Origin of the sequence: Halomonas sp. MES3-P3E (assembly GCF_002836035.1) — a bacterium.
Classification (GTDB): Bacteria; Pseudomonadota; Gammaproteobacteria; order Pseudomonadales; family Halomonadaceae; genus Vreelandella; species Vreelandella arctica.
Map to the genome: position 1 here is coordinate 139,342 of NZ_PJBT01000193.1, position 24,557 is coordinate 163,898.

The window sequence follows — 24,557 nt, forward strand, 5'->3', positions numbered from 1 at the left end:
AGAAAGGTTTAAAAGGTCGCGTCGCTAAACGGTAAAATTTACGTGTGCCCGTGCCAGCTCAGCAAACTGCCTGCGGGAGGGTTTAAAGCCCACTCCTGGCGGCCAGGCCAGCCAGGCATCGGGCACCATAAAGCCGGGTAGCGCCTCGCGTACCCAGGCACTTATCGCCTGTTCTGTCACGGCTTCTCCATGCCAATCGATAAACGCCACTGGGCGCTCGCCCCACTCGGGGTGGGGCACCGGTACGACTAACGCCTGGGCAACGCCAGGGTGATCAACCAAGCGCTGCTCAATGGCTTCTGGCTGAATATTCTCGCCGCCGGAGATAAAACCATTATCAAGCCGCCCTTCCACCACTAGCGCGCCTTCCGTGGTGAAGTGCCCCTTATCGCGGGTGGCAAACCAGCCCTGATCGTTGAGCGCTGGGTCAACCTCGCCATTATTCAAATAACCGCAGAATAGAGTCTCGCCGCGCACCTGTATCTCACCTTCAACAACCCTCACCTCACGGCCTGGCAGCGGCCTGCCGACGACGCCCGGCGCGGTAGGTATACCAGTGCAGACTTGGCTGGCCATCTCGGATAGCCCATAGCTAACCTTCGGTGTCAGCCCCAGGAATGCCATCTGCACCACCAGCGGCGCAGGAATGGCCGCACCGCCCAGCAGCAGCTCGCGCAATTGAGTGCTCTTAGGCGTCAAGCCCGCTTTCAGCAGCCGCCAAAGCTGGGTGGGCACTAGCGAAAGATGGGTGATTGATTGCTGCTCAAGGCGCGCGGGAAGCGTTTGCGGATCGCCATCGAGAATCACCCGCCCACCGGCCATAAAAACGCGGAACGGAATAGCATAGCCACCGATATGAAACAGCGGTAGCGACAACAGCCAGCCACTGTTTTGATCAACCGGAATAACCACCGCCGATCCCCGCGCCGAGGCCAAATGATTGGCCACACGATGCAGCACCGCCTTGGGCGTGCCGCTGGAGCCGGAGGTGAAAATGGTGTTACACAGCTGGCTACCATCAAGCGCCGGAGGCTCACCTGCATCAGCTTCCGCCCGGAAATCGAGAGTGATCGGCGTTAGCTTTGAAGCGTAATCATTGTCACTTTCCGTCTGGCAAACGCGGCCAGCCCGCAAACGCTTGGCCAGGCCAAGCTGCTGAGTAACAGGAAATGCTGGGTTAAGCGGGCAGAAAATCACCCCGATCCGCAGGCAGGCCCACGCCAGCAGCAAGGATTCAAGCGAGCCTTTGGCAGGGACGACTAGCCGATCACCTGGCACAAAACCTTTCCGAGCCAGTTGCTGTGCTAAACACGCTACGCGGCGGTTGAGCGTTCGGTAACTAAGCTTCACCGAACCCGCCTCTATGGCGATTTTCTCAGGGGTCTCTTTGGCCCAGTAGAAAATAGGGCAAATATCTTTCACGCTGAATTTTCCATTTTATAGAGACAATGCAAGCTTTCTGTCATCACTCCGCCACCGGCAGTGGTCACGCGCTCGGTAAGCCAGAGGCCGGTATCCAGCCCCGGTGGCTCATGAGGCGCCCACTCGCTAGCCAACCGGGCAAGCAACCCAAGGCCTAAATCGGATTCAAAGCTGGAGGAAACTACCACGCATAGATTGACCGCCCGTGCCCGCTGAACAAGTACCTCGCAGTCGCTTAGCGAGCCAATCAGCGTGGGTTTGATCACCAGGGCTTTAAGCTGCGGGTGATAGTTCCACTCTTCCCTGCGCGAGAGGGTTTCATCCAGGGCAATGGCTACCCCAGTCGCTTCTGCCACGGCGATGGTGTCAGCAAAGGCAGCGCAGGGCTCTTCCAGGTAGTCGATTTGCGCAAGAGGTAGGCGCTCACAGAAGCGCTGGGCTTCTGTGAGCGCCCAGCCGCTATTGGCATCCAGAATCAGCTTAGTAGTGGGCAGCCGCGCGGCAAGCTTTTCGATCAGCGCCAGTTCTTCCTCCATGGCATAGCGTGCCACCTTTAACTTGAGCCGAGACGGTGGCGACGCTTGCCAATGGGAGGTTGAAAGAGACTGTATCAATGCTGCTGGCTCCCCCTGGAGCAGCGGGTAGGGCGGTAAAGGCGCTGGAAGATTGAGTGGCCAAACGCGTTGGGCGCAGCCAAACCCAAACTGCACTGACGGTAGCGTTGGGGAGACTTTTTCGCCTCGGCTCAAAGCAACCAAGCAAGCCAGACTTTCGGCTTCAGCTTCCACCAGCGTTTCAGTCGAGAATCCAGGTAGCGGGGCAATCTCGCCCCACTGGCCATTAATGGAAACTAACAGCCCCTCTCTATTCGCCAGCCGCTCTCCTTTAAACATCAACGGCTGACGGAACGGTAGAGAGTAGCGGTAGAGCGCCAGTTGCATTAAGGGTTACGGGGGTAGCGGGAGAAGTCCGGGCGACGCTTTTCGTTGAAGGCGTTACGCCCTTCCTGCCCCTCTTCGGTCATGTAGTAGAGCATGGTGGCGTTACCTGCTAGCTCCTGCAGCCCGGCCTGACCGTCGCAGTCGGCATTGAGCGCGGCTTTTAGGCAGCGCAGCGCCATGGGGCTATGCTGTAGCATTTCCCGGCACCAGCGCACGCTCTCTTTTTCCAGCTCTTCCAGCGGCACCACGTGATTAACAAGCCCCATTTCCAGCGCTTGGACGGCGCTGTACTGGCGGCACAAAAACCAGATCTCCCGGGCCTTTTTCTGGCCCACAATGCGCGCCATATAAGAGGCGCCGTAGCCGCCATCGAAGGAGCCTACTTTAGGGCCGGTTTGGCCAAAGACAGCGTTATCGGCGGCAATGGTCAGATCACACATTAGATGCAGAACATGACCGCCGCCAATGGCGTAGCCCGCCACCATGGCGATAATCGGCTTGGGGCAGGTGCGAATATCGCGCTGGAAATCCAGCACGTTGAGGTGGTGGGTGCCCTCTTCATCCTGGTAGCCGCCGTAGTCACCGCGAATGCGCTGGTCACCGCCGGAACAGAACGCTTTGTCGCCTGCACCCGTAAGCAGAATGGCGCCAATGGTGCTGTCGTGGCGAGCGCGGTTTAGCGCTTGGGCCATCTCGCTAACCGTTAGCGGGCGAAAGGCGTTGCGCACCTCGGGGCGGTTGATGGTGATGCGCGCAATGCCGTCGGCAGTGGTGTGGTACAAAATATCCTGATAGCCATCTGAGCGATCCTGCCACTCTACCGGGCCATAGAATTCCGTTTCAGTGAGTCCGTTAATCATGTCAGTCTCTTTTTATCAGTTGGGACGAATGCTGACAGCGCGCCGTTTAACCCAGCATACCTATGACGACCAAGCCCAGCGCCACCATGCTGAGCAGCGCAGCGCCACCGTACATCAGCTTTTTGTTAAGTGCGTCATTGCCCACGCTGATATCAAACATCCCATGGCGCAGGCGGTGGGCGGCATGAAATAGTGGCAAGCAAACAACTGCCCCAACAAACAGAAAGCCCGGTACGCTAAACAGCAGCTTTGAGGCCCGTTCATAGCTCAGCGCCTCGGCAGGCAACAGGCCAAGAGGCAGTAGAATAGCGATAAAGAGAATAACGGCAGGCAGGAAGACGGCAAAGCAGACACCGCCCGCGCTAAACAGCCCCCACCAGAGCGGTTCATCAAAGGCTTGTTTATGTTTACTGATGGCTATTTTTTCCATGTTCATGCCCTCCCCAATAGCCAGAAAAACAGTAGCGCGACCGCTACGACTCCCGCCCACTGCCCAGCAACAATGACTTGGTCAGGCAGGCTATGCCCGGCGATGCGCAGCGGCATGACCCGCGGAAACAGTACAAAGAAGGTGACAGCGTGAAACAAGCTGGCGGCCAGTGCGAGAAGATTAAGCACTAATACGATGGGAGAGCCCATAAAGGCGATCCACCCTTGCCAGCTTTCTGCCCCTTGCAGAAGAGCAAACATACCGGCGAGTAAGCAGAACGTGAAAAACAGCAGCGGCAGTACCGTGGCTTCACGCAGCATATAGAGCTTAAAAAAGCCGTGCTTCAGCCACCAAGTGCGTTTCAGCGGCGGCAAGCGTTGTGTTGATGATTTATCCATGATGCTCCTCCCCCTATCCTTTAAACAGCGCGATAAGCGTGTGTTTGGCCGCCTCAACCTTGCCCTGATTCACCGCCGCGGCCGGGTCAACGTGTTTGGGGCAGACCTTGGAGCAGAACCCCACAAACGTGCAACTCCACACCCCTTCATGGCGATTGAGCTCCGCCATGCGCTGCTTCTTACCGTGGTCGCGGCTATCCAGGTTGTAGCGGTGGGCCAGTGTTATCGCCGCTGGGCCAAGGAACTCAGGGTTCAGCCCAAACTGCGGGCAGGCTGAGTAACAAAGCCCACAGTTTATGCAGTTAGCAAACTGCTTATAGCGTTCAAGTTGTTCAGGTGTCTGGCGGTAGGTTTCCGGCGCTTGCGGGTCAAACGCTTTCACCGGGTTGTCGTCAATCAAATAGGGCTTCACCGCCGCCAGATGCTCCAGGAATATCTCCATATCCACCACCAGATCCCGCTGCACGGGGAAGTGGGCCAGCGGTTCAATGCGAATATCGCCCTCGTAATCGCGCAGGAAGGTTTTGCAGCCGAGCTTGGGAATGCCGTTCACCATGACCCCGCAGGAGCCGCAAATCGCCATCCGGCAGGACCAGCGGTAGCTCAAGGTGCTATCGAGCTGCTCTTTAATATGGTTGAGGGCATCCAGCAGGGATGTGCTGTCATCCACCGGTAAGTCGTACGCCTGCCAGTAGGACTCCGTCGAATTATCCGGCAGGTAGCGTTTGACGCTGATGTGCTTGGTACTTATGTTTTTAGTACTGATGTTATTAGTGCTAACACGCTTGGCAGTGATTTGATCGGTGTTCATGCTTTACTCCCCTTACCCGCATCGCCATAAGCCCGTTCAGCGGGGGCAGAAAACCGCACATCAACGTCCTGCCAGCGCAACTCAGCATGAGCATCGCCTTGATAGAACACCTGGCTGTGTTTGAGGTAGTTAACGTCATCACGTTTCTGCATACCTTCATCCAAGCGCTGGTGGGCGCCACGGGATTCACGGCGCTCCAGCGCCCCCAAACAAGAGGCTTCGGCAATATCCAGGCCACACTCTAGCTCAAGACACTCAAGCAACTCGGTATTGAAGACCTTGCTGGTATCGTTAACGCGAACCCTATTAAAGCGCTCACGTAGCTGGCGCATGGTAGCCAGCGAATGGCGCATACCCTCTTCGGTGCGGTAAATCCCACAGCCGTTCTCCATGGCTTGTACCATGGCGTGCTTGAGTGCTACCCAGTTCTCTGCACCCCCGGTTCCATCACAGAGCCGCAGCAGTTTAGCTTGTTGGCGATCGCCCTGGGCTTCCAACAGGCGCTCATCGGCCCACTCGGTTTGTGCTGCGCGCTTGCTTGCTTGTTCACCGGCTAAGCGACCAAACACCAGCAGCTCTGTCAACGAGTTGGAGCCCAGGCGGTTGGCACCGTGCAAACCGACAGAAGCACACTCCCCGGCGGCGTAGAGCCCGGCGATTGAGGTTTCGCACTTAGGATCGGTTTCAATACCGCCCATGGTGTAGTGCACCGCCGGGCGAATGGGAATCGGCTCTTTAACAGGGTCGACGTTGATGTAGGCTTTCGCCAGCTCGCAGATAAACGGCAGACGTTCCAGAATGGTCTTTTCGCCTAAATGACGCAGGTCGAGATAGACCACATCGCTGTCGCCAAACTTGCCGGTGCGGCCCGCCTGCTGCTCCTGCCAAAATGCCTGGGAAAGTTTGTCCCGTGGCCCCAGTTCCATGTACTTGTTTTCCGGCTTGCCCAGCGGAGTTTCCGGGCCCAGGCCGTAATCCTGCAGGTAACGATAGCCATCCTTATTGAGCAGAATGCCACCTTCGCCTCGGCACGCTTCGGTAATCAAAATGCCAGAACCGGGCAGGCCGGTGGGGTGGTACTGGACGAACTCCATATCCCGCAGCGCCACACCGTGACGATAGGCCATCGCCATGCCGTCACCAGTGACAATGCCCGCATTGGTATTGAAGCGGAACAAGCGCCCAGCGCCACCAGTGGCGAGCACCACCGCCTTTGCGCGCAGCAGGGTCAGTTCACCGGTGGCAATTTGAAGCGCAATCACGCCGATCACAGCGCCCTCGTGAACGGCCAGGTCGAGTACGAAGTACTCATCGAAACGCTCGATTTCAGGATATTTGAGTGAGGTCTGAAACAGCGTGTGGAGCATATGGAAGCCGGTTTTGTCAGCCGCGAACCAGGTGCGGGCCGTTTTCATGCCGCCAAAGCGGCGCACCTGCACTTGGCCATCGTCTTTTCGGCTCCAGGGGCAGCCCCATCGCTCCATCTGCACCAGTTCTTGATAAGCATGATGGACAAAGTAGTCGGCCACACCCTGTTCCACCAGCCAATCGCCGCCTGACACCGTGTCATCAAAATGTGCCTGATGCGAGTCTTCGGGGCTGGTAACCGCGGCAGCGCCACCTTCAGCAGCCACAGTATGCGAGCGCATGGGATAAACCTTGGACAGCAGCGCAATTCGTTGAGGGGTCTTGTGCTCCTTAGCGTGTTCAGCGGCACCAATAGCAGCGCGTAAGCCTGCTCCCCCACCACCCACAATAACGATATCGAAATCTCGCTGCTGCATGACAATCCCTTCCGTTCGCTAGGTTCAAAGGCCGCAAATGCGACGCTCTTCGAGGCCCTATCCTGGATTGAAACTACCATACCCCTGGTCAGCAAAATTTTTATTGCGCATTGGTCTAAAGAACTATTGACCCGCGTCAAGAAAAGTACAAACCAGGGTGGTGTTAAGCCGATATTAGGGCCATAACATCCTGGCTCTAATTTACTTCGCTCTCTGACGCTGTGCTTCTCTTACCGCTGCGCTTGGCAGAGATCCCCCTGTAAAAACGTTTACTATTAAACATAGAAGAGAGCGGCCGCATGAACAGCAATGCTCAATCCTCACCGCGATGGAAACTATTAGCACCGCTAGCCGTTACTATTATCATCGCGCTGATACCCACTCCCCCGGGGCTAGCGCCTCATGCGTGGTACTTCTTCGCTATTTTCCTGGGCTGTGTTGTGGGCCTGATTCTTGAACCATTACCAGGCGCAGTGGTGGGGCTGATCGGCGTTACCCTGGTGGCACTTCTTTCCAGATGGGTGCTGTTCTCTCCCGAGCAACTAGCGACCGAAGGATTTAATGCCGCGGGCCAAGCCTTTTCGTGGGCGGTCTCGGGCTTTACCAACTCCACTGTGTGGCTGATTTTCGGCGCTTTTATGTTTGCCCTGGGGTACGAAAAAACCGGCCTGGGCAGACGGATATCGCTCTGGCTGGTCAAGGCAATGGGGAAACGCACCTTGACCCTTGGCTACGCGGTGATGATTGCCGATGGCATTTTGGCCCCCTTTACGCCCTCCAACACCGCCCGTAGCGGGGGCACAATCTACCCCGTCATTCGCAACCTGCCGCCGCTTTACGATTCACTGCCTAACGACCCCAGCATGAAGCGCATGGGCAGCTTTTTGATGTGGACGGCGCTAGCCTCTACCTGTGTGACCAGCTCACTCTTTTTGACCGCCCTTGCACCTAACTTACTGGCCATCGCGCTAACCGAAAGCGCCACCGGCATTCAGATTAACTGGGGGCAGTGGTTTATGGCGGTAGCGCCAGTGGGCATTCTGCTGCTGCTCCTAGTGCCACTGCTGAGCTACTGGCTATGCGCGCCCGAAGTAAAAGCGGGTCATGAAATTTCCGACTGGGCGGGTGAGGAGTTAACCAAGCTGGGGGCACTGACCCGCCATGAAATAATGCTGGTCATTATGGTGGTCACTGCCCTGCTACTATGGATTTTTGCCGGCGACATTATCTCTGGGTCATTAGTAGGACTCGTAGTGATCTGTGGCATGTTGTTAACCGGCATTGTGACCTGGAGCGATATTCTCGATAACCGAGCAGCCTGGAATACCTTTGTATGGTTTGCCACCCTGGTGGCGCTAGCGGGAGGGCTGAGCCTAGTGGGGTTTGTTAACTGGTTTGGCGGCATGGTTGGCGGACAGATAAGCCACTTCGACCCGCTGATGGCGATGGTGGCGCTGGTGGTCATCTTCTATCTATTGCACTACTTCTTTGCCAGCGTGACGGCACATGTCACCGCCCTGCTACCGGTAATTCTGGCAGCGGCATCAGGCATTGCCGGGCTGGATATGCAGATGTTTATCCTGCTACTACTGCCCACACTTGGCTTTATGGGCATTCTCACGCCCTACGGCACAGGGCCAAGCCCGGTTTACTACGGCAGCGGCTACCTGCCCAGCGCACTCTTTTGGCGTCTAGGGGCGATCTTCGGACTGCTATTCCTGGTGGTTTGGTTGGTGATCGGCCTGCCCTGGTTAATGCTGATCAGCTGATAAACATTAGCCTAGCGTGCGATACCAGGCATTGAGCGGCTGAGCGATCATCTTTGGTTGCTCAGCATGAAGATTGTGGCCCCCTTCCAGCGTGATATGGCGCAGGCGCGGGGCCATCGTTGCTAGATGAGACGCCAGAGTGTGGAACTTGATGTCTCGCTGCCCCGAAAAGTAGCTCACTGGAAGCGTGGTATTTTCCAACCACGACCATAGTGACGGCTGATGACCCAAGGAAGTTGACCGCAGCATGTTAGCGATGGCTGACCCACGGTTCACTAGACGGCGCTGAATCTGCCGACTGCGCTGGCCCTCGGTAAGATCGGCGAATACAGGCTGCTGATACCAGTCGGCAAGCACATCCTCTAATGGCTCCTGCTCGAAGCGTGTTGCCCAGCGTTCATCGTGAGCAATTCGGGCAAAACGCTCACTGGCGGGCAGCCCTGGGTGAGCGCTCTCCAGCCAGAGCGCTTCCAGCCCCGGTGGCTGGCGGCTGGCGTGGTAAAGCGCCAAACGCCCGCCCAGGGAGTAGCCCAGCAGGCAGTAACGGCTAACACCTCGATCTATCAATGTGTCACAAAGCCAGTGATGAAACGCCTCAAACGAGGCTACCCGTACCCGGTGGTTCTGGCCGTGCCCTGGCAAGTCCAGCGCCAGACAATCTACCCCATCCAAGCCAGCACTCACATCCGCCCAGTCGTGGCGGTTGCCCAGCAGGCCATGCAGCATAATAAGGGTGGGCGACTGCGTCTGCGGTTTACTGCTCACGCGGCTCCCCTCGAATCTCTTCACCCAGATCCTTGAGATCATCAGCTACCTGCTGATGGGGTACGTTCACCTCGATCAACGTAACGCCCGCCTGCAATGCCTGGGTGTAGTCCGCCGAGAAGTCATCCAATGAGTTGGGCGCGAAGTAGCTAAGCCCAAACATCTTCGCCGCATGCTCGAAGCGCAAGCCATGGGGCTGGCGGTAATAGCGCTCCAGCAATTCGCCCTCTTTAGGCACCGGCAGCATATGGAAAATACTGCCGCCATCGTTATTGAGGATAATCACCACCAGGGGCTGGGAGGCCTGCTTTAAAAGCGCCAAACTGTTGAGATCATGTAGTGCACTGGTATCCCCCAGCACGATAGTCGTGGGTTCCGAGCATGTGCAGCTGAAGCCATAGGCCGTCGCGATCAGGCCATCGATACCCGACGCGCCACGATTAGCCAATACTCGCAGCGGCGTTTGGCGATGCGTACCCAGCATATTCATTAGCCGCGCGGGCAGGCTGTTGCCTATAAACAGCTGCCCTACTGCCAACTGTGCTAAAAGGTGGCAAACACCCAGTTCTGAGAATGCCGCACAACGCTCTTCCACAAGCAGGCTGGTATGTCGTTGAAGGCTCTCCAACTGATGCCAAGGCGATTGTTCGGAGTGCGTTGGCAAATCAGCGATAAAGTCGGCAGGCGAGCATATCAAACGGCGCTTAACGCAGTAGTCAGGATCCAGCCGCTGGGGTAGCGGATCAACCAACCAGACATCCTGCCAGGGCTGCTGGGCAATAAATTGGCTTAACCGCTTGGAGATTAACCGGCCGCCAAACTGCAGCAATACCCCGGCTTTAGCGAGCTCAGCGCTGAAACGCTCATCATGCAGCGCTAGATCAAAGTGAATCAGGTTGTGAGTGTCAAACCGAACCTGGCTCTGTATGTCGGCCAGCAGCGGCCAGCCGAGTTGCTTGGATAGCTCAATAGCATGCTGCGCCTGATGGGCATCATCAACACTGCCTACAACAATCAGGCCCCGCTGCTGGGCAAACGTTTTCCACTCGTTGTTAAGTGCTGGAACCGCAGGACTGGATGACCAATAACTCCACGGTTTTAAAGTCGTCAGCCAATCCCCCAGCGGGGCAAGATAGTCACTGGCATCCACCAGGCAACTGCCGGGATAAAGCGGTTCGCGATAACGGCAGTTAATGTGGATGGGCCCAGGCGTACGGCGTTGCTGGTCAACAGCTTGGTCAAGCGTGCTGAGTAGAAACGCTGCTTTGATCTCAGCATCTGGCGGCGGCAAGTCATGGTGAACAATAGTGTGGCGGGAGAAAATATCCCGCTGATCAATCGCCTGATTGCTGCCGTTATCCAGCAGTTCAATGGGGCGGTCGGCAGAGAGCACAATGAGCGGCACGCCGAGCAGTTTGGCTTCCACTACCGCCGGATAAAGGTTGGCTACAGCGGTGCCTGAGGTAGTGATAATAACGACCGGGCGCTGACTGCCCCGGGCAATACCCAGCGCCATAAACCCCAGCCCGCGCTCATCAAAGTGGCAATGGCAGCGTAGGCCGGCATGTTCGCTGGCGGCCATTGTTAAAGGCGATGAGCGCGAGCCCGGTGCCAGCACCACATCGCGCACACCTAAGCGGTAGAGTTCTTCCAGCGTCAGCGCAGCCCACACATGATTAAAGGTGGCGTGTTGGATGGCAAAACCGGTAGATACAGGTGCTGTCATATGCATTATCCCATCCCTAGTAGCGACATAATGCCAGCGATTTTCGTATCCAGTTCGCGCCACTCCTCGTCCGGTTGGGAGCCTGCCACAATGCCTGCACCGGCATAGAGTCGAATCGCTTCCGGGCCGATATGGGCGCAGCGAATGGTTACTGCTAGCTCGCTGCTGGCGTGGCTGATTTTGCCGAAGACGCCCGCGTACCAGCCGCGTTGATGACTCTCATGATGGCGAATAAATGCCAACGCAGATTCACGGGGAACGCCACCTACCGCCGGGGTAGGCGGTAGCACTGAAAGCAGTTGCTGGTCGGTGACGTCTCGGTGCAACTCGGCGTGAATCAGACGGCGGATATGCTGCACCGAGCACAGCTTAACAATATGCGCCTCGCTCATCTGGACTTGAGCAGAAAGTGGCTCAAGCTGGGTCAAAAGCTGCTGATAGACACACTGGTTTTCCAGGCTATTTTTCTTATCGGCCAGCAGTTCATCGGCAAGCGCTTGATCTTGTTGGGCATTCCGCCCACGGCGCGTGGTACCCGCCAGCGCCTCAGTCATTAAATGCCTGCCTTTACGCTTGTAGAGCCGTTCCGGCGGGCAGCCGATAAACGCCTCATGCGGTGTCAATTGAACGCCAAAGTGAAAACAGTCGGCGGCTCCGGCCTGCCAGCGTGCCAGCAACGCCCAGGGGTTGGGCGTTTCAGTTGTCGTCAGGCAGGTCTCCCGGGAGAGCACTACTTTGGGGGTGTGACTCAGATGGTCGGGATGAGTGACCCGCTCTACACACGCCGCCCACTCTTTCTGCGCAGGATGATCTTCACGCTGATAAACATGCGGCAGCAAGCAAGGCAGCGGCTGCTCCTCTTCCAGGGCAGCCAAGCAGACACGAGCCTGGACTATCTCGGCCTCTGGGCAGCGATCATCAAAGCGCAGATTGAGTGATAGCGTCGCACCAGCTTGCTGTCGCCTAAGCTCTATACGCGGCAGCAAAAAGTGACAGCCAGGAAAGTGCTGCCACCCAGGCGAATCAGGGTCAAAGGCCATACCACCAAAGTAATCCGGCTGCTCGCCGCCAATACCTGCCAGCGCGGCTAGGTCAGCCTGAAGCGCCACCAGCGAATCAAACGCTTTAACAGCCCCCAGCGTCACATGCTCGACGGCGTCCGCATCACGTGATTTCCAGTAAATGTGAGGTAACACGCTTTGCACGTTTAGCCACCCTATCAAGCTATCTACCTGGCAAGGGGTATTAAGGCGAACAAACCCCTTTTTAGCGGTTTCACCAAGCGTATCAAGCTGGTGCTTAAGTGCTTCAATAGGGCCGGTGGGGTACATAAATAACCTTTTAGGTAAGCGTTGCTAACGCCTCATATTTGTATTGTCTAAATAACCCGCCAATTCTCACGTAGACTAAAGGTGTATGGAGTATTCGCAGTGTGGCGTAAAGCGATGAGTTTTTTTTGACTTAGATCTGCTTTTCAGCAATTAATCATACATACTTGCATGTTTCTTACTGCTGCGCTTTACCCGTTTTTTACCCGCGAATAGTTAACAGGATATCGACGTAATGGAACCACTCGCTAAGCAGCGTCAACGCCAGGCTTGGCTACTCGCAGCCCGCCCCCGCACCTTACCACTGGCGTGCGCTTCTATTCTGCTGGGCAGCGGACTGGCGGCAACAACCCAGGCCTTTAATCCTGCCGTGCTGCTGCTTGCCCTGTTAACGGCTATTGCGCTGCAAGTGCTCTCAAATCTAGCTAACGACTATGGTGATGCGGCCTCGGGTGCTGACGACGAGCAGCGTATCGGCCCTGTGCGTGCAGTCTCCTCTGGCCTACTGAGCCCCCAAGCAATGCGCAAGGGAATGGTGATAACCGCGCTTGCTGCCACGCTGCTGGGGCTACTCTTACTGGTGACCGCCTTTGGCAACCAGTGGGGCGAGATTCTCACCTTCGTGCTGCTAGGGGCGGCCTCTTTATTGGCTGCAGTGACCTATACCGTTGGGCTAGGTGGCACGCCCTATGGTTATCGGGGGCTGGGGGACGTTGCGGTCTTTATTTTTTTCGGGCTACTGGGGGTAATAGGCACTTACTACCTTCATGTACAGCAGCTAAGTTGGCTACCGTTTCTACCCGCGGCGGCGTGTGGGTTGCTGGCAACCGCCGTACTCAATGTCAATAACGTGCGCGATATCGAAAGCGATGCGCGTAACGGCAAGATCACCCTGGCAGTGCGGCTGGGCCGCGCTAACGCTATTAGGTATCACTGGTCGCTGCTGGGATTGGCGCTGGCACTCACTCTAATCTATTTGGTTGCTCTGCCGGTGCCGTGGGTGGGATGGAGCTGCCTGCTGGTGGCTAAGCCGCTAATTGATGCCGCCAAAACCTTAAGCCATACCCGTGATGGCGAGATTCTAACCGGCATGCTGAAGAAAACCGCTATCTCGACGCTGCTTTACAGCGTGCTGCTGTCTATTGGCTTAGTATTGTTTTAGTTCCCCCTAACAGCGGGGCTACCACCCCGCTGCCAGTCGACTAACGTTAGCGATCTGAGCCTTACAGCACGACTTCATAACCTTCAAACTTGGGCGGGCCAAGGTAGATACCTTCCGGCGCTTTAGCATTGGCATGCGCTTTGCGGAACGCGTCTGACTTGGTCCAGTCGCGGAAGGCCGTTTCCGACTCCCAAACGCTGTGGGAGATAAACACGGTGTGGTCTTCCTGACTTTCACCCTGCAGCATCTTGAATTGCTTGAAGCCCGGCACTTCATCCAGGTGAGAGTCACGGTTGCGCCACACCTCTAAAAAGTCCTCTTCACGGCCTGGGGCAATCCGAAAACGGTTCATGGCGATATACATGGTGACGCTCCTGTTGGAAGGGTGCTGCTGAATGGATTACGCAAATGCTGGCTTGATGGTAACGTCCTGGTGTGATGACGAACAGGTATAGCGACGAATAGCCCTCAACCGCCAGGTATCGGTCTTGTTAATGACTAAGGCACCCCTCCAGGTCGTTTGGTTCAAACGCGACTTACGCATTCACGACCATTTACCGCTGGCTAACGCCGCCGCGGCAGGCACCGTGTTGCCACTCTTCGCCATCGAGCCCGGCCAGTGGCAGGCGCCAGACAGCGCCCTGCGCCACTGGCAGTTTGCCGCTGACTCGCTTATCGATCTATCAAGCGCCCTGGAAACCCTCGGCCTGCCGCTGTGTATTTGGCAGGGCGATATCGTTGATGGTTTGAACGCCCTCAAAACGCACTATGGCGAGCTGGTGCTTCACTCCCACGAAGAGACCGGCAACGCCTGGAGCTTTGCCCGCGACCTTAGCGTCAAAGCGTGGTGCCAGCAGCACGACACGCCCTGGCATGAAGCGCGCCAGCACGGCGTCGTGCGTGGTTTAACCTCCAGAGTGGCCGACCGTAACGCCTGGGAAAAACAGTGGGAAACGTTAATGACGGCACCCACCGCCACTGCCCCGCAAAACGCCCAGGCGGCTGAGGGTTGGCAAGCCTTTCACCACATTGACGCCGAACAGCTTCACGGCCTGACCCTAGGATTTGATACCACGCCCTGCCCCGAGCGCCAGCCCGGCGGCCGCAGCGAAGGCCGCGCAATATGGCGCAGCTTTATAAGCCAGCGCGGGCGGCGCTATCGCGGCTCGCTTTCCAAACCGCTGCTGGCCTGGGAATTTGGCTCACGGCTTTCCCCACACTTGGCCTGGGGCACGCTCTCCATGCGCGAAGTGGTGCAGTCGCTGCGTCGCCAGCGGAAAAAGCATGAGGAAGACACACCGTGGTCACGTTCGCTGCGCGCCTTCGCTTCCCGGCTTCACTGGCACTGCCACTTTATTCAAAAGCTGGAAAGTGAGCCCAGCATCGAGCATCAAACGCTACACCCGGCGCTGCGCGGTCTACGGGAGCGCGACCCGGAACATCCCAACCTGATTGCCTGGAAGCAAGGCCAAACCGGCGTGCCGCTGGTAGATGCCTGTATGCGCAGCTTGATCGCCACTGGCTGGATCAACTTTCGCATGCGCGCCATGCTGATCTCCCACGCCACCTTTGGCCTGGGACTGCACTGGTACGAACCTGCCCTGCACTTGGCGCGGCTATTTACCGACTTCGAGCCCGGCATTCACTACCCCCAGGTGCAGATGCAAGCAGGCGCCACCGGCACCAATGCACTGCGAGTGTATAACCCCATCAAACAGGCGGAGGATAACGACCCCAGCGGTGAGTTTGTCGCCCGCTGGGTGCCAGAATTAACCGCCCTGCCGCTAGAGTGGCGCGCCAAGCCGTGGGCACTACCCGAAAGCCTGCAAAAAAGGTTCGGCTTTCAGCCCGGTGATCACTACCCGCTGCCCAACGACTTTGAGTGTGAGGCGCGCCACTGGAAGAAGATGCTATATGAGCTTCGCCGCACCCCAGATGCCAGAGAAGCCAGCCAAGCGATTGTGGATAAACTCGCCAGCCAGCGCCGACCGCTCGCTGAGCGCGCTAAAAAAGCAAAACCCGCCAATCGTCAGCAGCTTTCGCTGTTTGACAATGGCAGGGTGGGGGATGGATAGCGGTTGTGCTTCATATAATACGTCTGTTGAGGCCACTCGGTGCCGGACGTATTATATTTGACGCTGCCAGCAGTGGAGGCGAAGCCGCAGCGGAAAAGCTTTCTGTGCTTGGCCTAGTTAGGCTTGCTCACATTTAGATAAACAGCTCACGGACAGGAATAAAAGGTTTACCTGTTTCTGCCGCTCGCCGAACTTTTGCCTCCAAAACATCTACCACAGACAGCCTTCGTCTAAGCATTTCTGACAAATCAAAACCATCCATGCACACAATCCGTTTCCCCTTACCGAAAGCCTGAAGTCCGTCGCTGGAAAAGCCACTATTACTCAAAAATAAACCTCGGGACCAGGACGCCTTCTGGCTTAACTTACCTTCAAAAGTGTGTAGATCTGCGGCTCCAGTCGGAGCATTTTGCCACTTTGCTTCCAATAGGTAAGTTTCTTTATTTAATACAAAGCTGCCATCTATTTGCTCGCCGATGAGACGAAACGAAGAGCGTGCAGAAAGTCCGTATGCATCAAACAGGTCTTTAAGGAACCTTTCGAAGGCGAATCCACGACTCTGTGGCGTTATATCAGCCAGTTCAATCAGTTGGGAGAAGATGCGTTGGCTCAGATTTTCATCAATTTGGACTCGCACTTTTTCAGCATTTGGCTGAGCCACAGGTTCACTATTTCCTCCCAGCCTTCGGATAATTTGCTTTAGAAGTTTTTCGGCAGAATTTGGAATAGGTTCATCTGAATAGATTTCCCAACCTTCGAGCAGACCGTTCAAAAACAGCAGGACTTGTTCATCCGGTGCCAGCCGCCAAAACGAACGTGTTCTGTGAGCTTTTGAGCCCGATTCTTGGTCATAGGAAGAGTCGTAAATCGAAACACCGACAACTTCTCTGAAAAAATCATCGAAAGTACGATTTGAAAAACCAAGCACGTAGCCACTCGACATGCCGAGTTCACGCTCTAACTTCTGCTTTTCTATGAGACTGAGACTACTCATTCATTGTGCCTAACGCCGCTATCAATTGCGGGAAAAAGTGTAGTGAGTGAAACGCTAGAAGCATTTTGGCGTCAATTGCATAGCTTTTTTAAGATCAGTCTATGTGTGAAGCTATAAACTGTTCAATTGAAGTCAACATTTTCTCTACATCGCTTTTACTAAATTCTTCAGTATTACCATGAGCAGCGCTATTTCTAATTCCAGCAAACGCTGTTATATGCTTTTGAACTATTTTGGTATATGTGCCTGCCTTGGTTAGATCTGCATTCATTTTATCCATCTTCCCATGAGCAATACCCTCTCGGTCACAGAGCTCTCGAAGTGCCGTCTCTAAAACGACACCACCAATAACCGCAGCGGCGACATAGTAACCGCTCTTTAATAGTTCGTAAGCTTGTTCGAGTTCGGTATCAAAGACTTCCGCTTGTACAATTGCTTTGTAGGATGATAGATAACCGCCATCAAAATCTTCTTTTGTGGCCAAGAACACCGCCTTTAACGCTTTAAACTTGGTTAAACTACCACTCCATGAACTATCTTCTTCTGCTTTTGAGAACTCTTTATAGTGTTCGGAATTTTCGCCACCAACTTTGACCATAAGATTTTTTACTTTGACCCTCCATTCCAGAAACACATCGGAATCGACATTATCAGAACGCCCAAACATTTCAGAATGAGATGTCTTATGAGTAGCAGCCACTTTTTCAGCTTGGGCCTCAAGCTCTATGAATCTTTTTGAAATCTTTTTATCCAAAACTTCTACCCCTATAATATAAGAAGCCTAAAGGTATCCTAAAGGTATTAAAAAGCGTGTTCTATGATTGGGTGATCGCGCCAGCATGATTGTCCGAAAAATGAAGCCTGCCACAACCCCCTCAAGTCTTTGATTTTTTATATTTATTATTTTCCATCAGGCTGCATATCAAAATTCCGCACTTTTACTGCATTTCCCAACGCCTAAGCTTTGAGCTATCACCTACCAAACTCAGCTTAGCACAAGGGAATGAGAGCGACTTACGATCTTAGCATTAGGCTTTCAACGCCCATAAAAATCCCGCCCAACGCCAACAGCTTTCACTGTTTGACGATGGGCGGGCTTCGTAGTGCTTAAACGATATTAGCTAAGCGCTTCCAGAGACTGCTCAATAATGCTCAGGCCCTCTTCCAACACCGCAGACGACACCGTTAGCGGTACCAGAATGCGGATGCTGTTGCCTAGAAGCTGCCTTCACCCTGCACCGGTTCAATCTCAATGGCCGCCGTAAGATGCGCGGGGCGATACTGGTTTTGAATAGCGTGCGAATGACATCCAAAAACGTTTCTTCGCTAATGCTATGCTAGGAGCTTACTTAAAATCTTTTCAAAGACTGGGCCAAGGTGAAGGAACAAATCACTGCACTACACCTTGGCTTAGGGACGATGCTATAGAGCCGCCACTGATACTGAGGGGGCAGGCTCACGCCGGACGCTGGCTAGCGGCGGGATTACTAACAATAGAGTCAATACTACTGTTACACCAATTCCCCACGCTGCCAGACTAAATCCACCAAGGGAAATCAGGCCACCTGAGATAGCTGGCCCTACTGCCAAGCCCAGGCTAAGGAAACTGCCTGCCGCAGCAGCCACACGCCCCTCACGATCAAGTTCTGCCGCCAGGCCAGTCAGATAGCTAAGTGCATAAAAGTAGGTGAGACAGATAGTCATCACACCTGCGGTATAGAGAGTCATAGAATACTCACCAAGCACATAGCTAAGGCTAGTAGCGCCAGTAAGTAGAATCGCCAGAATGACTGGCATGCTCATACCAAAGCGCTTGCCGATCATCGCTGCAATGATAGGTCCGAGTAAACCGACAAATGCTTGAAGTGATAACAGCACGCCCAGCTCTTCACCACTGTATCCAACCGTTGTACCTATGCGCTCGACGAATGCCCAGCCCATGGTGTCACGTGCCTGAAAGACAAACATGGCCAGCATCATGCAGACCGCAGGCAAACTTAACAGAATGTTATTTTTGCCTTTACTGGTGCCTTTCGCCAATAAATGGCGTTCGGCTACCGGCGCTTTTTGGGCTAACATTGGTGTGGTTAACAGCATAATAGCCATGGTCGCGGCCATAGCGTAATACAGGCCAGATAGACCAAACTGAGCCATAACCTTGGCGTACCCCAGCATCACTACTATCATCAGCAATACTGAAAGTATGTTCATATGTGCGGCAACACGGTTCGGGTTCTTAGCGCTAGAGACGGATGCGTTGCCGCAAGCCAGTGCTAGACCGGCACCCAGGCCAGCAAAGCAGCGAACTGCTGCCAAGACATATATGTTCTCGATGTTGGCGCTCGCTATATTCGCAAAAATGGCCAATATGATTCCGAATATAGTCAAGGTACGCCTAGGTGCATGACCCATAAAGGGAGCGATTACCAGCGAAGCCAACATAGTGAATCCAAACTCTGCTGACATCAGCAAACCTGCCTGTGCTTCATTGAGCTGCAGGTCAAGCATGATGGCGCTTATTAAAAAGGGTAAGGCCCATAGACCCAGTAAACCGACACCATAGGCTGCACCGGCAGCTGAGAAAACCAGACTCCAGCTTTCGGGTAAGAAGTTGCGCATTGTTTTCATAAGTGTTCCCTGTGATTAAGCACGTCGATGGGGAAAAACGCGCCAGAATTGTTACGCATTTGATACTTCTGTGTTATTGCTGACTCTCGTCGACCGGCGTGCCATCATCGTATTGGGACAACCAGGAGACCATGGCGTCCCGGTAGCGGGTAAAACCTTTGTAATCAACCAATTCCTGGTCCAAATCACGGATTACACGGTGCATACGCTTGGCCCATTGCGGAGCGTATTCGGCCAGTTCCTCAAGGCTGACTAGGTACGTACGCACTGGGAACAACACCGCATTGCTGCGCGGCAAGCGATGCAATGGCTGCAGCTCGATACGTAGGTTTACTAGCTTACCTGCATTTTCCGCTGTCACCTCGGTGCGCTCAGGCGCCCAATCCGGAAGGGTTTCGGCTGACGTTTCAAGGCGAGGATTAACGGTGACAGACCAGTTAGTGCGACGAACCGGGTGGTCTGAGCGCAGTCGAAGCAGAAACTTCAATGCCCTTTCCAGAATGCCCATTTCATGTAGCTTGGGGACTGGCCCGTGAAACTCCATGAAGCTCATGCCTAAATTGAAACGCAGTGAATAATCCGCTCGCTGCGTGGCCATGCCAGCCCCCATGACTAAAGTTTCGTCACGCTCTTCAAGGAGAATGAACTCGCCTTGAGCTTGGCGGGTGATGTATTCCATAGGATCCATAGGCAGGGTACTTGTGTCCCCGAAGGTGAAAGTATCATCAATATTCAGAGGACGATTGATCCAGTGCCATTGGCTACCGCTCTTCTCCAGAGTGAAATGCTCCGGGAAATCGCGCGAATACGATTCCATTAATAGCTCAAGCAAATCCCACTGAGCCTCCATCATGTGTGGCAGAGCTGAGTAGTGGACGCCCGGCTGAGCATCAAGTGTCTGTGCACGGTGGTGGCATTCCGAGATGTAATGTTCGTCAATGTCGAATTGAGCTCGGAGTGCACCAGTGCCGGAAGGGACATGGGGCTCGACGTTCATCGAGTACATATACTGATCTTCTGGATATGGAAAGGGCAAGCGCAGAACCGCCTCGCGGCTATTCTTGTAAGTATGGTTCGAGGCTTGATCGGCATAGGTCTCGATCGGCTTGAATACAGTCATCTTGTTTTTCTCCTGTTAGAGGTCTACGACCAGACGGCTACAATTAGCCCGAGATACGCAAGGCATAAACTTACGCTTGCTGAGTTTGTCTTCCTCGCTGAGCCAGTCGTCGCGGTGATCCAGTTCGCCTTCGATTTCCAGCACATTGGCTTCGCAATAACCACAGGCACCACCACGGCACAGGTAAGGCAATTTGTAGCCGGCCTGTTCTGCAGCCTCGAGCAGTGATTGTTCGGAAGGCACTTCGATGGTCACCCCCTGTCGCGCGAGGGTGACGCTGAAGGGTTGTCCAGTAGACCCTTGCTCGACGAAGCGTTCGAAGTGGATGTGGCTGTTAGTCCAGCCCAAGTCATGAGCCCTTTCAATGGTTTGCTCTATCATGCCATCTGGGCCGCATACATAGACGTGACTACCCAGCGGGCGCTCGGCAAGGAGGTCATGTATATCCATGGGCCCATCCTGCCCCTGAATATAAAGATGGACACGCTTGCCATATCGAGCCTGCAGCTCCAGGCCAAGAGCTGAGTGCTCCGGGCCTCTTACAGCCAAATGCAGTTCAAAGGAAGCCTGCTTAAGTTGCAGCTCTTCCAACTGCGAATACACCGGGGTAATCCCAACGCCACCCGCAATGAATAGGTGATGTCGAGCATGCTTGGCCAGCGGGAATAGGTTTGCCGGGTGCATGATTTCCAACAAGTCGCCTTCACAAACTTTGTCGTGCAGCCACTGAGAGCCACCTCGGCTTTCAGGTGCCCGGCGCACGGCGATTTGATAGGCACTGGAATCGTAGGGTGAATTCATTAATGAGTAAGCGTTGCGATAAGTCTTGTCACCATCCTGGAGAACCACGACCACATGGCTACCGCCGGAAAAGGCTGGCAAATGCTTATCGTCAGGATCGATAAGGGTAAAGCGCTTAATCTCAGGCGTGAGACACTCAATGCGGGTAACGCGGACACTTATAGTGCCGTTTTGATTATTCATGTATCAAGCTCCTCTGAATCTGGTAGTTCGCCCGGGACTTCACCGTCAGCCTTAACGCCTTGGAAAGCGGCTAGCCTTCGTGAATAGTGATCGCGTACCACAAGATCAAACTGACAGCCGGGGCAAGTGAACACCCGATAAGTCACGTTTTCGGTATAGGTATCGCAGTGGACGCACCAAACTCTTCGCACAAGAGTACCGCTGTGCTCACGCAAAACTTCATCGGGGGTCAGGTCGACGGCATTGGCCGCTTGCATAGCAGTGCCTATGAAGCTCTCCGAACCGCTTAAGTAGAGTCGGGTGCCCATATGAGCCTCATTCAGTTTCTGCGCCAGGGCTTCCATCAACGCTTGGTTGCTGGCGAAAACTTCAAGGCCGTTAGTTTCTGTCTCTTGCAGTGCTTGCAAATGGCTATGACCCGAGAATGTCTCCGTAGAGTAGAAAAAGGTGCTTTGTTGGCGTTGTGTGGGCGACATTTCTGCGTACAGTCGCAGCATTGCCTCACCACCGCTGCCTTGACCTGCGATCAGGTGGCTCGTACCACTGGACATTGGGCTCAGACGGTCATAGACCGGACGGCTTTTGATACCGGTAATAAGCATCGTGATATACCTCTTAAGCCGTTACCGCATAAGTGTTGCGGCAACAATGAAGTTCGGTTCTCAAACTGCTGCAAGATAAAAAGCATAATTCGTGACATATTACATATGAGTTTATATGTTTTATTTTATGACCACTTTAATGCGTTTTTAACAAGCCGGAGACTTTTATTTGATTAAGTAAGTGAACATAAAAGAGTAAGGTTCGCACCTAATTGGTGCCAGACGCACCATTTCAGTGCTTAAACATCACATGACGTACGCAGGTGTAATCTTCCAATCCGTACATCGACATGTCTTTGCCAAAGCCGGACTGCTTCATACCGCCGTGCGGCATTTCACTCACTAACATGAAGTGAGTGTTGACCCACGTACAGCCGTACTGCAGCCTCGAGGCCAAACGGTTGGCACGGCCAATATCCTTGGTCCATATTGAAGAGGCTAAACCGTAATCCGAGTCGTTGGCGTAGGCCAAGGCCTGCGCTTCATCGCTGAAGCGCGTTATGCTGACGACGGGTCCGAATACTTCACGCTGTACAATTTCATCTTCCTGGCGAGCATCAGCTAGCACAGTCGGCTCGAAAAAGAAGCCTGCTCCCTCGACTCGCTTACCGCCAGTCACTACACGGATGTGAGGCAAGGCTTTAGCGCGTTCGACAAAGCCTTCTACACGCTGTAGATGATCAAAGGTAATCAGTGGGCCCAATTCAGTCTCGGGATCATCCTGCAGACCATGGCGCAGAGTGGCCACTGCCTCACCGAGCTTGCTGACGAAAGCGTCGTAAACGCCATCTTGAACGTACAGGCGGCAAGCCGCAGTGCAGTCCTGGCCGGCATTGTAGAAACCGAAAGCACGGATACCTTCGACGGCGTCATCTATGTCGGCGTCATCGAAGATCAGTACAGGGGCTTTTCCACCCAGCTCCATGTGGGTACGCTTCACGCTGCTGGCTGTACTGGCAATGATCTTTGACCCGGTAGCGATAGAGCCAGTCAATGAGACCATGCGCACCTTGGGATGATTAACTAGCGGCTCTCCTACACTAGGGCCGCATCCAGAAAGAATGTTTACTACACCGGCAGGAAAGAGGTCGACCATGAGCCGCGCCAGTTCCAAAGCAGTTAGCGGGGTTTGCTCGGATGGTTTGAGCACTACGCAGTTACCAGCAGCTAGGGCGGGGGCTAGTTTCCAAGCGAGCATCATTAATGGGTAATTCCAAGGCGCGATAGATGCGACTACTCCAAGCGGATCGCGACGGATCATTGAGGTGTGCCCTGGCAGGTACTCACCACCAGCAGAGCCCGTCAAGCAACGACTAGCACCAGCGAAGTAGCGGAACACATCGGCGATAGCTGGGATCTCATCGTCAAGGGTTGCTTGGAAAGGTTTGCCGCAGTTCTGGGACTCTAAACGCGCCAAGCTCTCCGCCTTAGCTTCTATACGTTCTGCTAACGTTAGTAGCAATCGGGCGCGATCCTTGGGTGGCGTCTGCGACCAGCTTTCGAAAGCTTGATCCGCTGCGATTACAGCAGCGTCAACCTGCTCTTTGCTAGCCTCAGGGATTTTCACCAACACTGTACCCTCTGAAGGATTGTACACAGCGTACGGACTGCCCAGCCCTTCTACTAACTGCCCGTTAATCAGCATTTGGGTTTGCATGATGCATTCCTAGGTTATTATTGCCAGAAGGACAGCTGGTGGTTGATAGCACACCAGTGACCGCAAAACTAAATCATTTAAAACTATATCTTAATTTTTTTACATTTTACAACTGTCCTGTCAATGAAAATTTTAGATAGAAAAAGGCAATGAGATGGATGGATTGATAGCCAATGTTTTCCTATAAGATAATAAACTAGGTTTTTTGACCAAAGCCTTAGATAAGCCTTAGAAATGCTTCAATAGGAAGAGGAAATGACCGCGCAGGATATTACCCGCAATACCGCGTTTATCAGGTTGCGCCAGGAAGGACGGACTGATGAGGTGACGCGAAGACTTGTTGAAGCCATTGAGCTCGGCTTATTTGCCGAAGGGCAGCAGCTCCCTAGTGAATCGGAGCTGGCCCAGCAGCTGGGTGTCGCCACCGTTACGCTTCGAGAAGCATTGATTACCTTGCGGCAACGCGGCCTGATCAAGACTCGGCGAGGTCGCAACGGCGGCAGTTTCGTATGTGCGCCGGTCGAAATGCCCGAAGAATTACTATTGCAGCGCCTGCGCGAAATGAGCGGTCCCGACCTGCGTGATCTTGGCGATGAGCAGACCGCAGTCTCTGGTACCGCTGCGCGCCTCGCAGCTAAGCGCAGTTCACACGAACAGCATGAGCGCATCGCTCAGCACATCGAAACGCTTAGCCAGGCAAGTTCACGTTTGGCCCGGCACCGAGCTGATGCGCGCTTCCATATTGAGGTAGCAGCCGCCGCTCAGTCGCTACGTCTCACCAATGCAGAGATGCGACTGCAATCTGAGGTTGGAGAATTGCTCTGGATGGAGTCCGCCGGCGGTGGAAATATAATGGAGATTGAACAGGAGCATCGGGGCATACTCCAAGCACTGACGTCTGGTGATTCAGTCTTGGCCGGGGCTCTGGCTGAGGCCCACGTCACCCGTGGTATAAAACGTCTTCTAAGTTTGCGTCTCGAGCTCATGGCTGAAGCCAATGAAGGCTAACCGTTAGCTTTGGCACGCTTATTGCTTAATAAATATTAGACGAGCCTACAAACTCGAAGAACCAAGCCATACTAACTCCATATCATAACAAGA

22 protein-coding genes are annotated in these 24,557 nt (G+C 54.4%); 4 read left to right on the top strand and 18 right to left on the bottom strand.

Going from position 1 to position 24,557, the window contains the following annotated elements:
- Positions 1-24: 24 nt before the first annotated feature.
- The 7 genes from CXF87_RS21335 to frdA are packed head-to-tail and all read right to left on the bottom strand — an operon-like array spanning position 25 to position 6,646.
- Positions 25-1,422, bottom strand: a complete 1,398-nt coding sequence (locus CXF87_RS21335) for an AMP-binding protein (protein WP_101148149.1) — start codon at positions 1,420-1,422, stop codon at positions 25-27.
- Positions 1,419-2,363: an o-succinylbenzoate synthase gene (gene menC, locus CXF87_RS21340; protein ID WP_101148150.1), complete on the bottom strand. Its 945-nt coding sequence runs from the start codon at positions 2,361-2,363 to the stop codon at positions 1,419-1,421. Before menC ends, CXF87_RS21335 begins: the two co-directional genes overlap by 4 nt.
- Positions 2,363-3,223 (bottom strand): 1,4-dihydroxy-2-naphthoyl-CoA synthase, encoded by an 861-nt coding sequence (menB, locus tag CXF87_RS21345; protein ID WP_101148151.1) that lies wholly within the window; start codon positions 3,221-3,223, stop codon positions 2,363-2,365. The genes menC and menB overlap by 1 nt, the downstream gene beginning before the upstream one ends.
- A 46-nt stretch (positions 3,224-3,269) precedes the next feature.
- Positions 3,270-3,653 carry a fumarate reductase subunit FrdD gene (frdD, locus tag CXF87_RS21350; protein ID WP_232774987.1) on the bottom strand — a complete coding sequence of 128 codons (384 nt, stop codon included), beginning with the start codon at positions 3,651-3,653 and terminating at the stop codon, positions 3,270-3,272.
- Positions 3,654-3,655: 2 nt separating this feature from the next.
- A complete protein-coding gene (locus CXF87_RS21355; protein WP_101148153.1) occupies positions 3,656-4,051 on the bottom strand; it encodes a fumarate reductase subunit C in 396 nt (131 codons plus the stop codon).
- Between the two features lie 13 nt (positions 4,052-4,064).
- Positions 4,065-4,862: a succinate dehydrogenase/fumarate reductase iron-sulfur subunit gene (locus CXF87_RS21360; RefSeq protein ID WP_101148154.1), complete on the bottom strand. Its 798-nt coding sequence runs from the start codon at positions 4,860-4,862 to the stop codon at positions 4,065-4,067.
- Positions 4,859-6,646 carry a fumarate reductase (quinol) flavoprotein subunit gene (gene frdA / locus CXF87_RS21365; RefSeq protein WP_101148155.1) on the bottom strand — a complete coding sequence of 596 codons (1,788 nt, stop codon included), beginning with the start codon at positions 6,644-6,646 and terminating at the stop codon, positions 4,859-4,861. The genes CXF87_RS21360 and frdA overlap by 4 nt, the downstream gene beginning before the upstream one ends.
- A 299-nt stretch (positions 6,647-6,945) precedes the next feature.
- Between frdA and CXF87_RS21370 the strand changes: the two genes are divergently transcribed.
- A complete protein-coding gene (locus tag CXF87_RS21370; RefSeq protein ID WP_101148156.1) occupies positions 6,946-8,415 on the top strand; it encodes an anion permease in 1,470 nt (489 codons plus the stop codon).
- A gap of 6 nt (positions 8,416-8,421) precedes the next feature.
- On the opposite strand, the gene menH is transcribed toward CXF87_RS21370, so the two are convergent.
- Genes menH through CXF87_RS21385 form a run of 3 tightly spaced genes read right to left on the bottom strand, consistent with a single transcriptional unit; the run spans position 8,422 to position 12,237 of the window.
- On the bottom strand, positions 8,422-9,180 hold the full coding sequence (menH, locus tag CXF87_RS21375) for a 2-succinyl-6-hydroxy-2,4-cyclohexadiene-1-carboxylate synthase (RefSeq protein WP_101148157.1): 759 nt from the start codon (positions 9,178-9,180) through the stop codon (positions 8,422-8,424).
- Positions 9,170-10,906, bottom strand: coding sequence for a 2-succinyl-5-enolpyruvyl-6-hydroxy-3-cyclohexene-1-carboxylic-acid synthase (gene menD, locus CXF87_RS21380; protein WP_232774988.1), 1,737 nt, complete (start codon positions 10,904-10,906; stop codon positions 9,170-9,172). The genes menH and menD overlap by 11 nt, the downstream gene beginning before the upstream one ends.
- Before the next feature lie 5 nt (positions 10,907-10,911).
- Positions 10,912-12,237, bottom strand: a complete 1,326-nt coding sequence (locus CXF87_RS21385) for an isochorismate synthase (RefSeq protein ID WP_101148159.1) — start codon at positions 12,235-12,237, stop codon at positions 10,912-10,914.
- A 232-nt stretch (positions 12,238-12,469) separates the two neighbouring features.
- Here CXF87_RS21385 and CXF87_RS21390 point away from each other — a divergent pair, with 232 nt between their 5' ends.
- Complete coding sequence (locus CXF87_RS21390) at positions 12,470-13,396, top strand: 1,4-dihydroxy-2-naphthoate polyprenyltransferase (protein ID WP_008959305.1); 927 nt, start codon at positions 12,470-12,472, stop codon at positions 13,394-13,396.
- 61 nt (positions 13,397-13,457) lie between these two features.
- On the opposite strand, the gene CXF87_RS21395 is transcribed toward CXF87_RS21390, so the two are convergent.
- The gene (locus CXF87_RS21395) at positions 13,458-13,760 is read right to left on the bottom strand and encodes an antibiotic biosynthesis monooxygenase family protein (RefSeq protein WP_008959304.1); all 303 of its coding nucleotides are present in this window, start codon (positions 13,758-13,760) and stop codon (positions 13,458-13,460) included.
- A gap of 130 nt (positions 13,761-13,890) precedes the next feature.
- Between CXF87_RS21395 and CXF87_RS21400 the strand changes: the two genes are divergently transcribed.
- Positions 13,891-15,471, top strand: a complete 1,581-nt coding sequence (locus CXF87_RS21400; RefSeq protein ID WP_101148160.1) for a cryptochrome/deoxyribodipyrimidine photo-lyase family protein — start codon at positions 13,891-13,893, stop codon at positions 15,469-15,471.
- Positions 15,472-15,604: 133 nt separating this feature from the next.
- On the opposite strand, the gene CXF87_RS21405 is transcribed toward CXF87_RS21400, so the two are convergent.
- The 7 genes from CXF87_RS21405 to CXF87_RS21435 all read right to left on the bottom strand — a co-directional run bounded on the left by CXF87_RS21405 (position 15,605) and on the right by CXF87_RS21435 (position 23,456).
- Positions 15,605-16,465 carry a restriction endonuclease gene (locus CXF87_RS21405; RefSeq protein ID WP_198556164.1) on the bottom strand — a complete coding sequence of 287 codons (861 nt, stop codon included), beginning with the start codon at positions 16,463-16,465 and terminating at the stop codon, positions 15,605-15,607.
- 94 nt (positions 16,466-16,559) lie between these two features.
- A complete protein-coding gene (locus CXF87_RS21410; protein ID WP_101148161.1) occupies positions 16,560-17,219 on the bottom strand; it encodes a DUF4145 domain-containing protein in 660 nt (219 codons plus the stop codon).
- A 668-nt stretch (positions 17,220-17,887) separates the two neighbouring features.
- Entirely contained in the window at positions 17,888-19,093 is a 1,206-nt protein-coding gene (locus tag CXF87_RS21415; RefSeq protein WP_101148162.1) for an MFS transporter, read from the bottom strand.
- 73 nt (positions 19,094-19,166) lie between these two features.
- Positions 19,167-20,099, bottom strand: coding sequence for a heme-dependent oxidative N-demethylase family protein (locus tag CXF87_RS21420; RefSeq protein WP_269801121.1), 933 nt, complete (start codon positions 20,097-20,099; stop codon positions 19,167-19,169).
- Positions 20,100-20,228: 129 nt separating this feature from the next.
- Positions 20,229-21,197 (bottom strand): PDR/VanB family oxidoreductase, encoded by a 969-nt coding sequence (locus tag CXF87_RS21425; RefSeq protein WP_101148164.1) that lies wholly within the window; start codon positions 21,195-21,197, stop codon positions 20,229-20,231.
- Positions 21,194-21,799 carry a dimethylamine monooxygenase subunit DmmA family protein gene (locus CXF87_RS21430; RefSeq protein WP_101148165.1) on the bottom strand — a complete coding sequence of 202 codons (606 nt, stop codon included), beginning with the start codon at positions 21,797-21,799 and terminating at the stop codon, positions 21,194-21,196. Before CXF87_RS21430 ends, CXF87_RS21425 begins: the two co-directional genes overlap by 4 nt.
- 232 nt (positions 21,800-22,031) lie before the next feature.
- Positions 22,032-23,456, bottom strand: coding sequence for a gamma-aminobutyraldehyde dehydrogenase (locus CXF87_RS21435; protein ID WP_101148166.1), 1,425 nt, complete (start codon positions 23,454-23,456; stop codon positions 22,032-22,034).
- Between the two features lie 255 nt (positions 23,457-23,711).
- Between CXF87_RS21435 and CXF87_RS21440 the strand changes: the two genes are divergently transcribed.
- On the top strand, positions 23,712-24,464 hold the full coding sequence (locus CXF87_RS21440) for a FadR/GntR family transcriptional regulator (protein WP_101148167.1): 753 nt from the start codon (positions 23,712-23,714) through the stop codon (positions 24,462-24,464).
- The last annotated feature ends 93 nt before the right edge of the window (positions 24,465-24,557 follow it).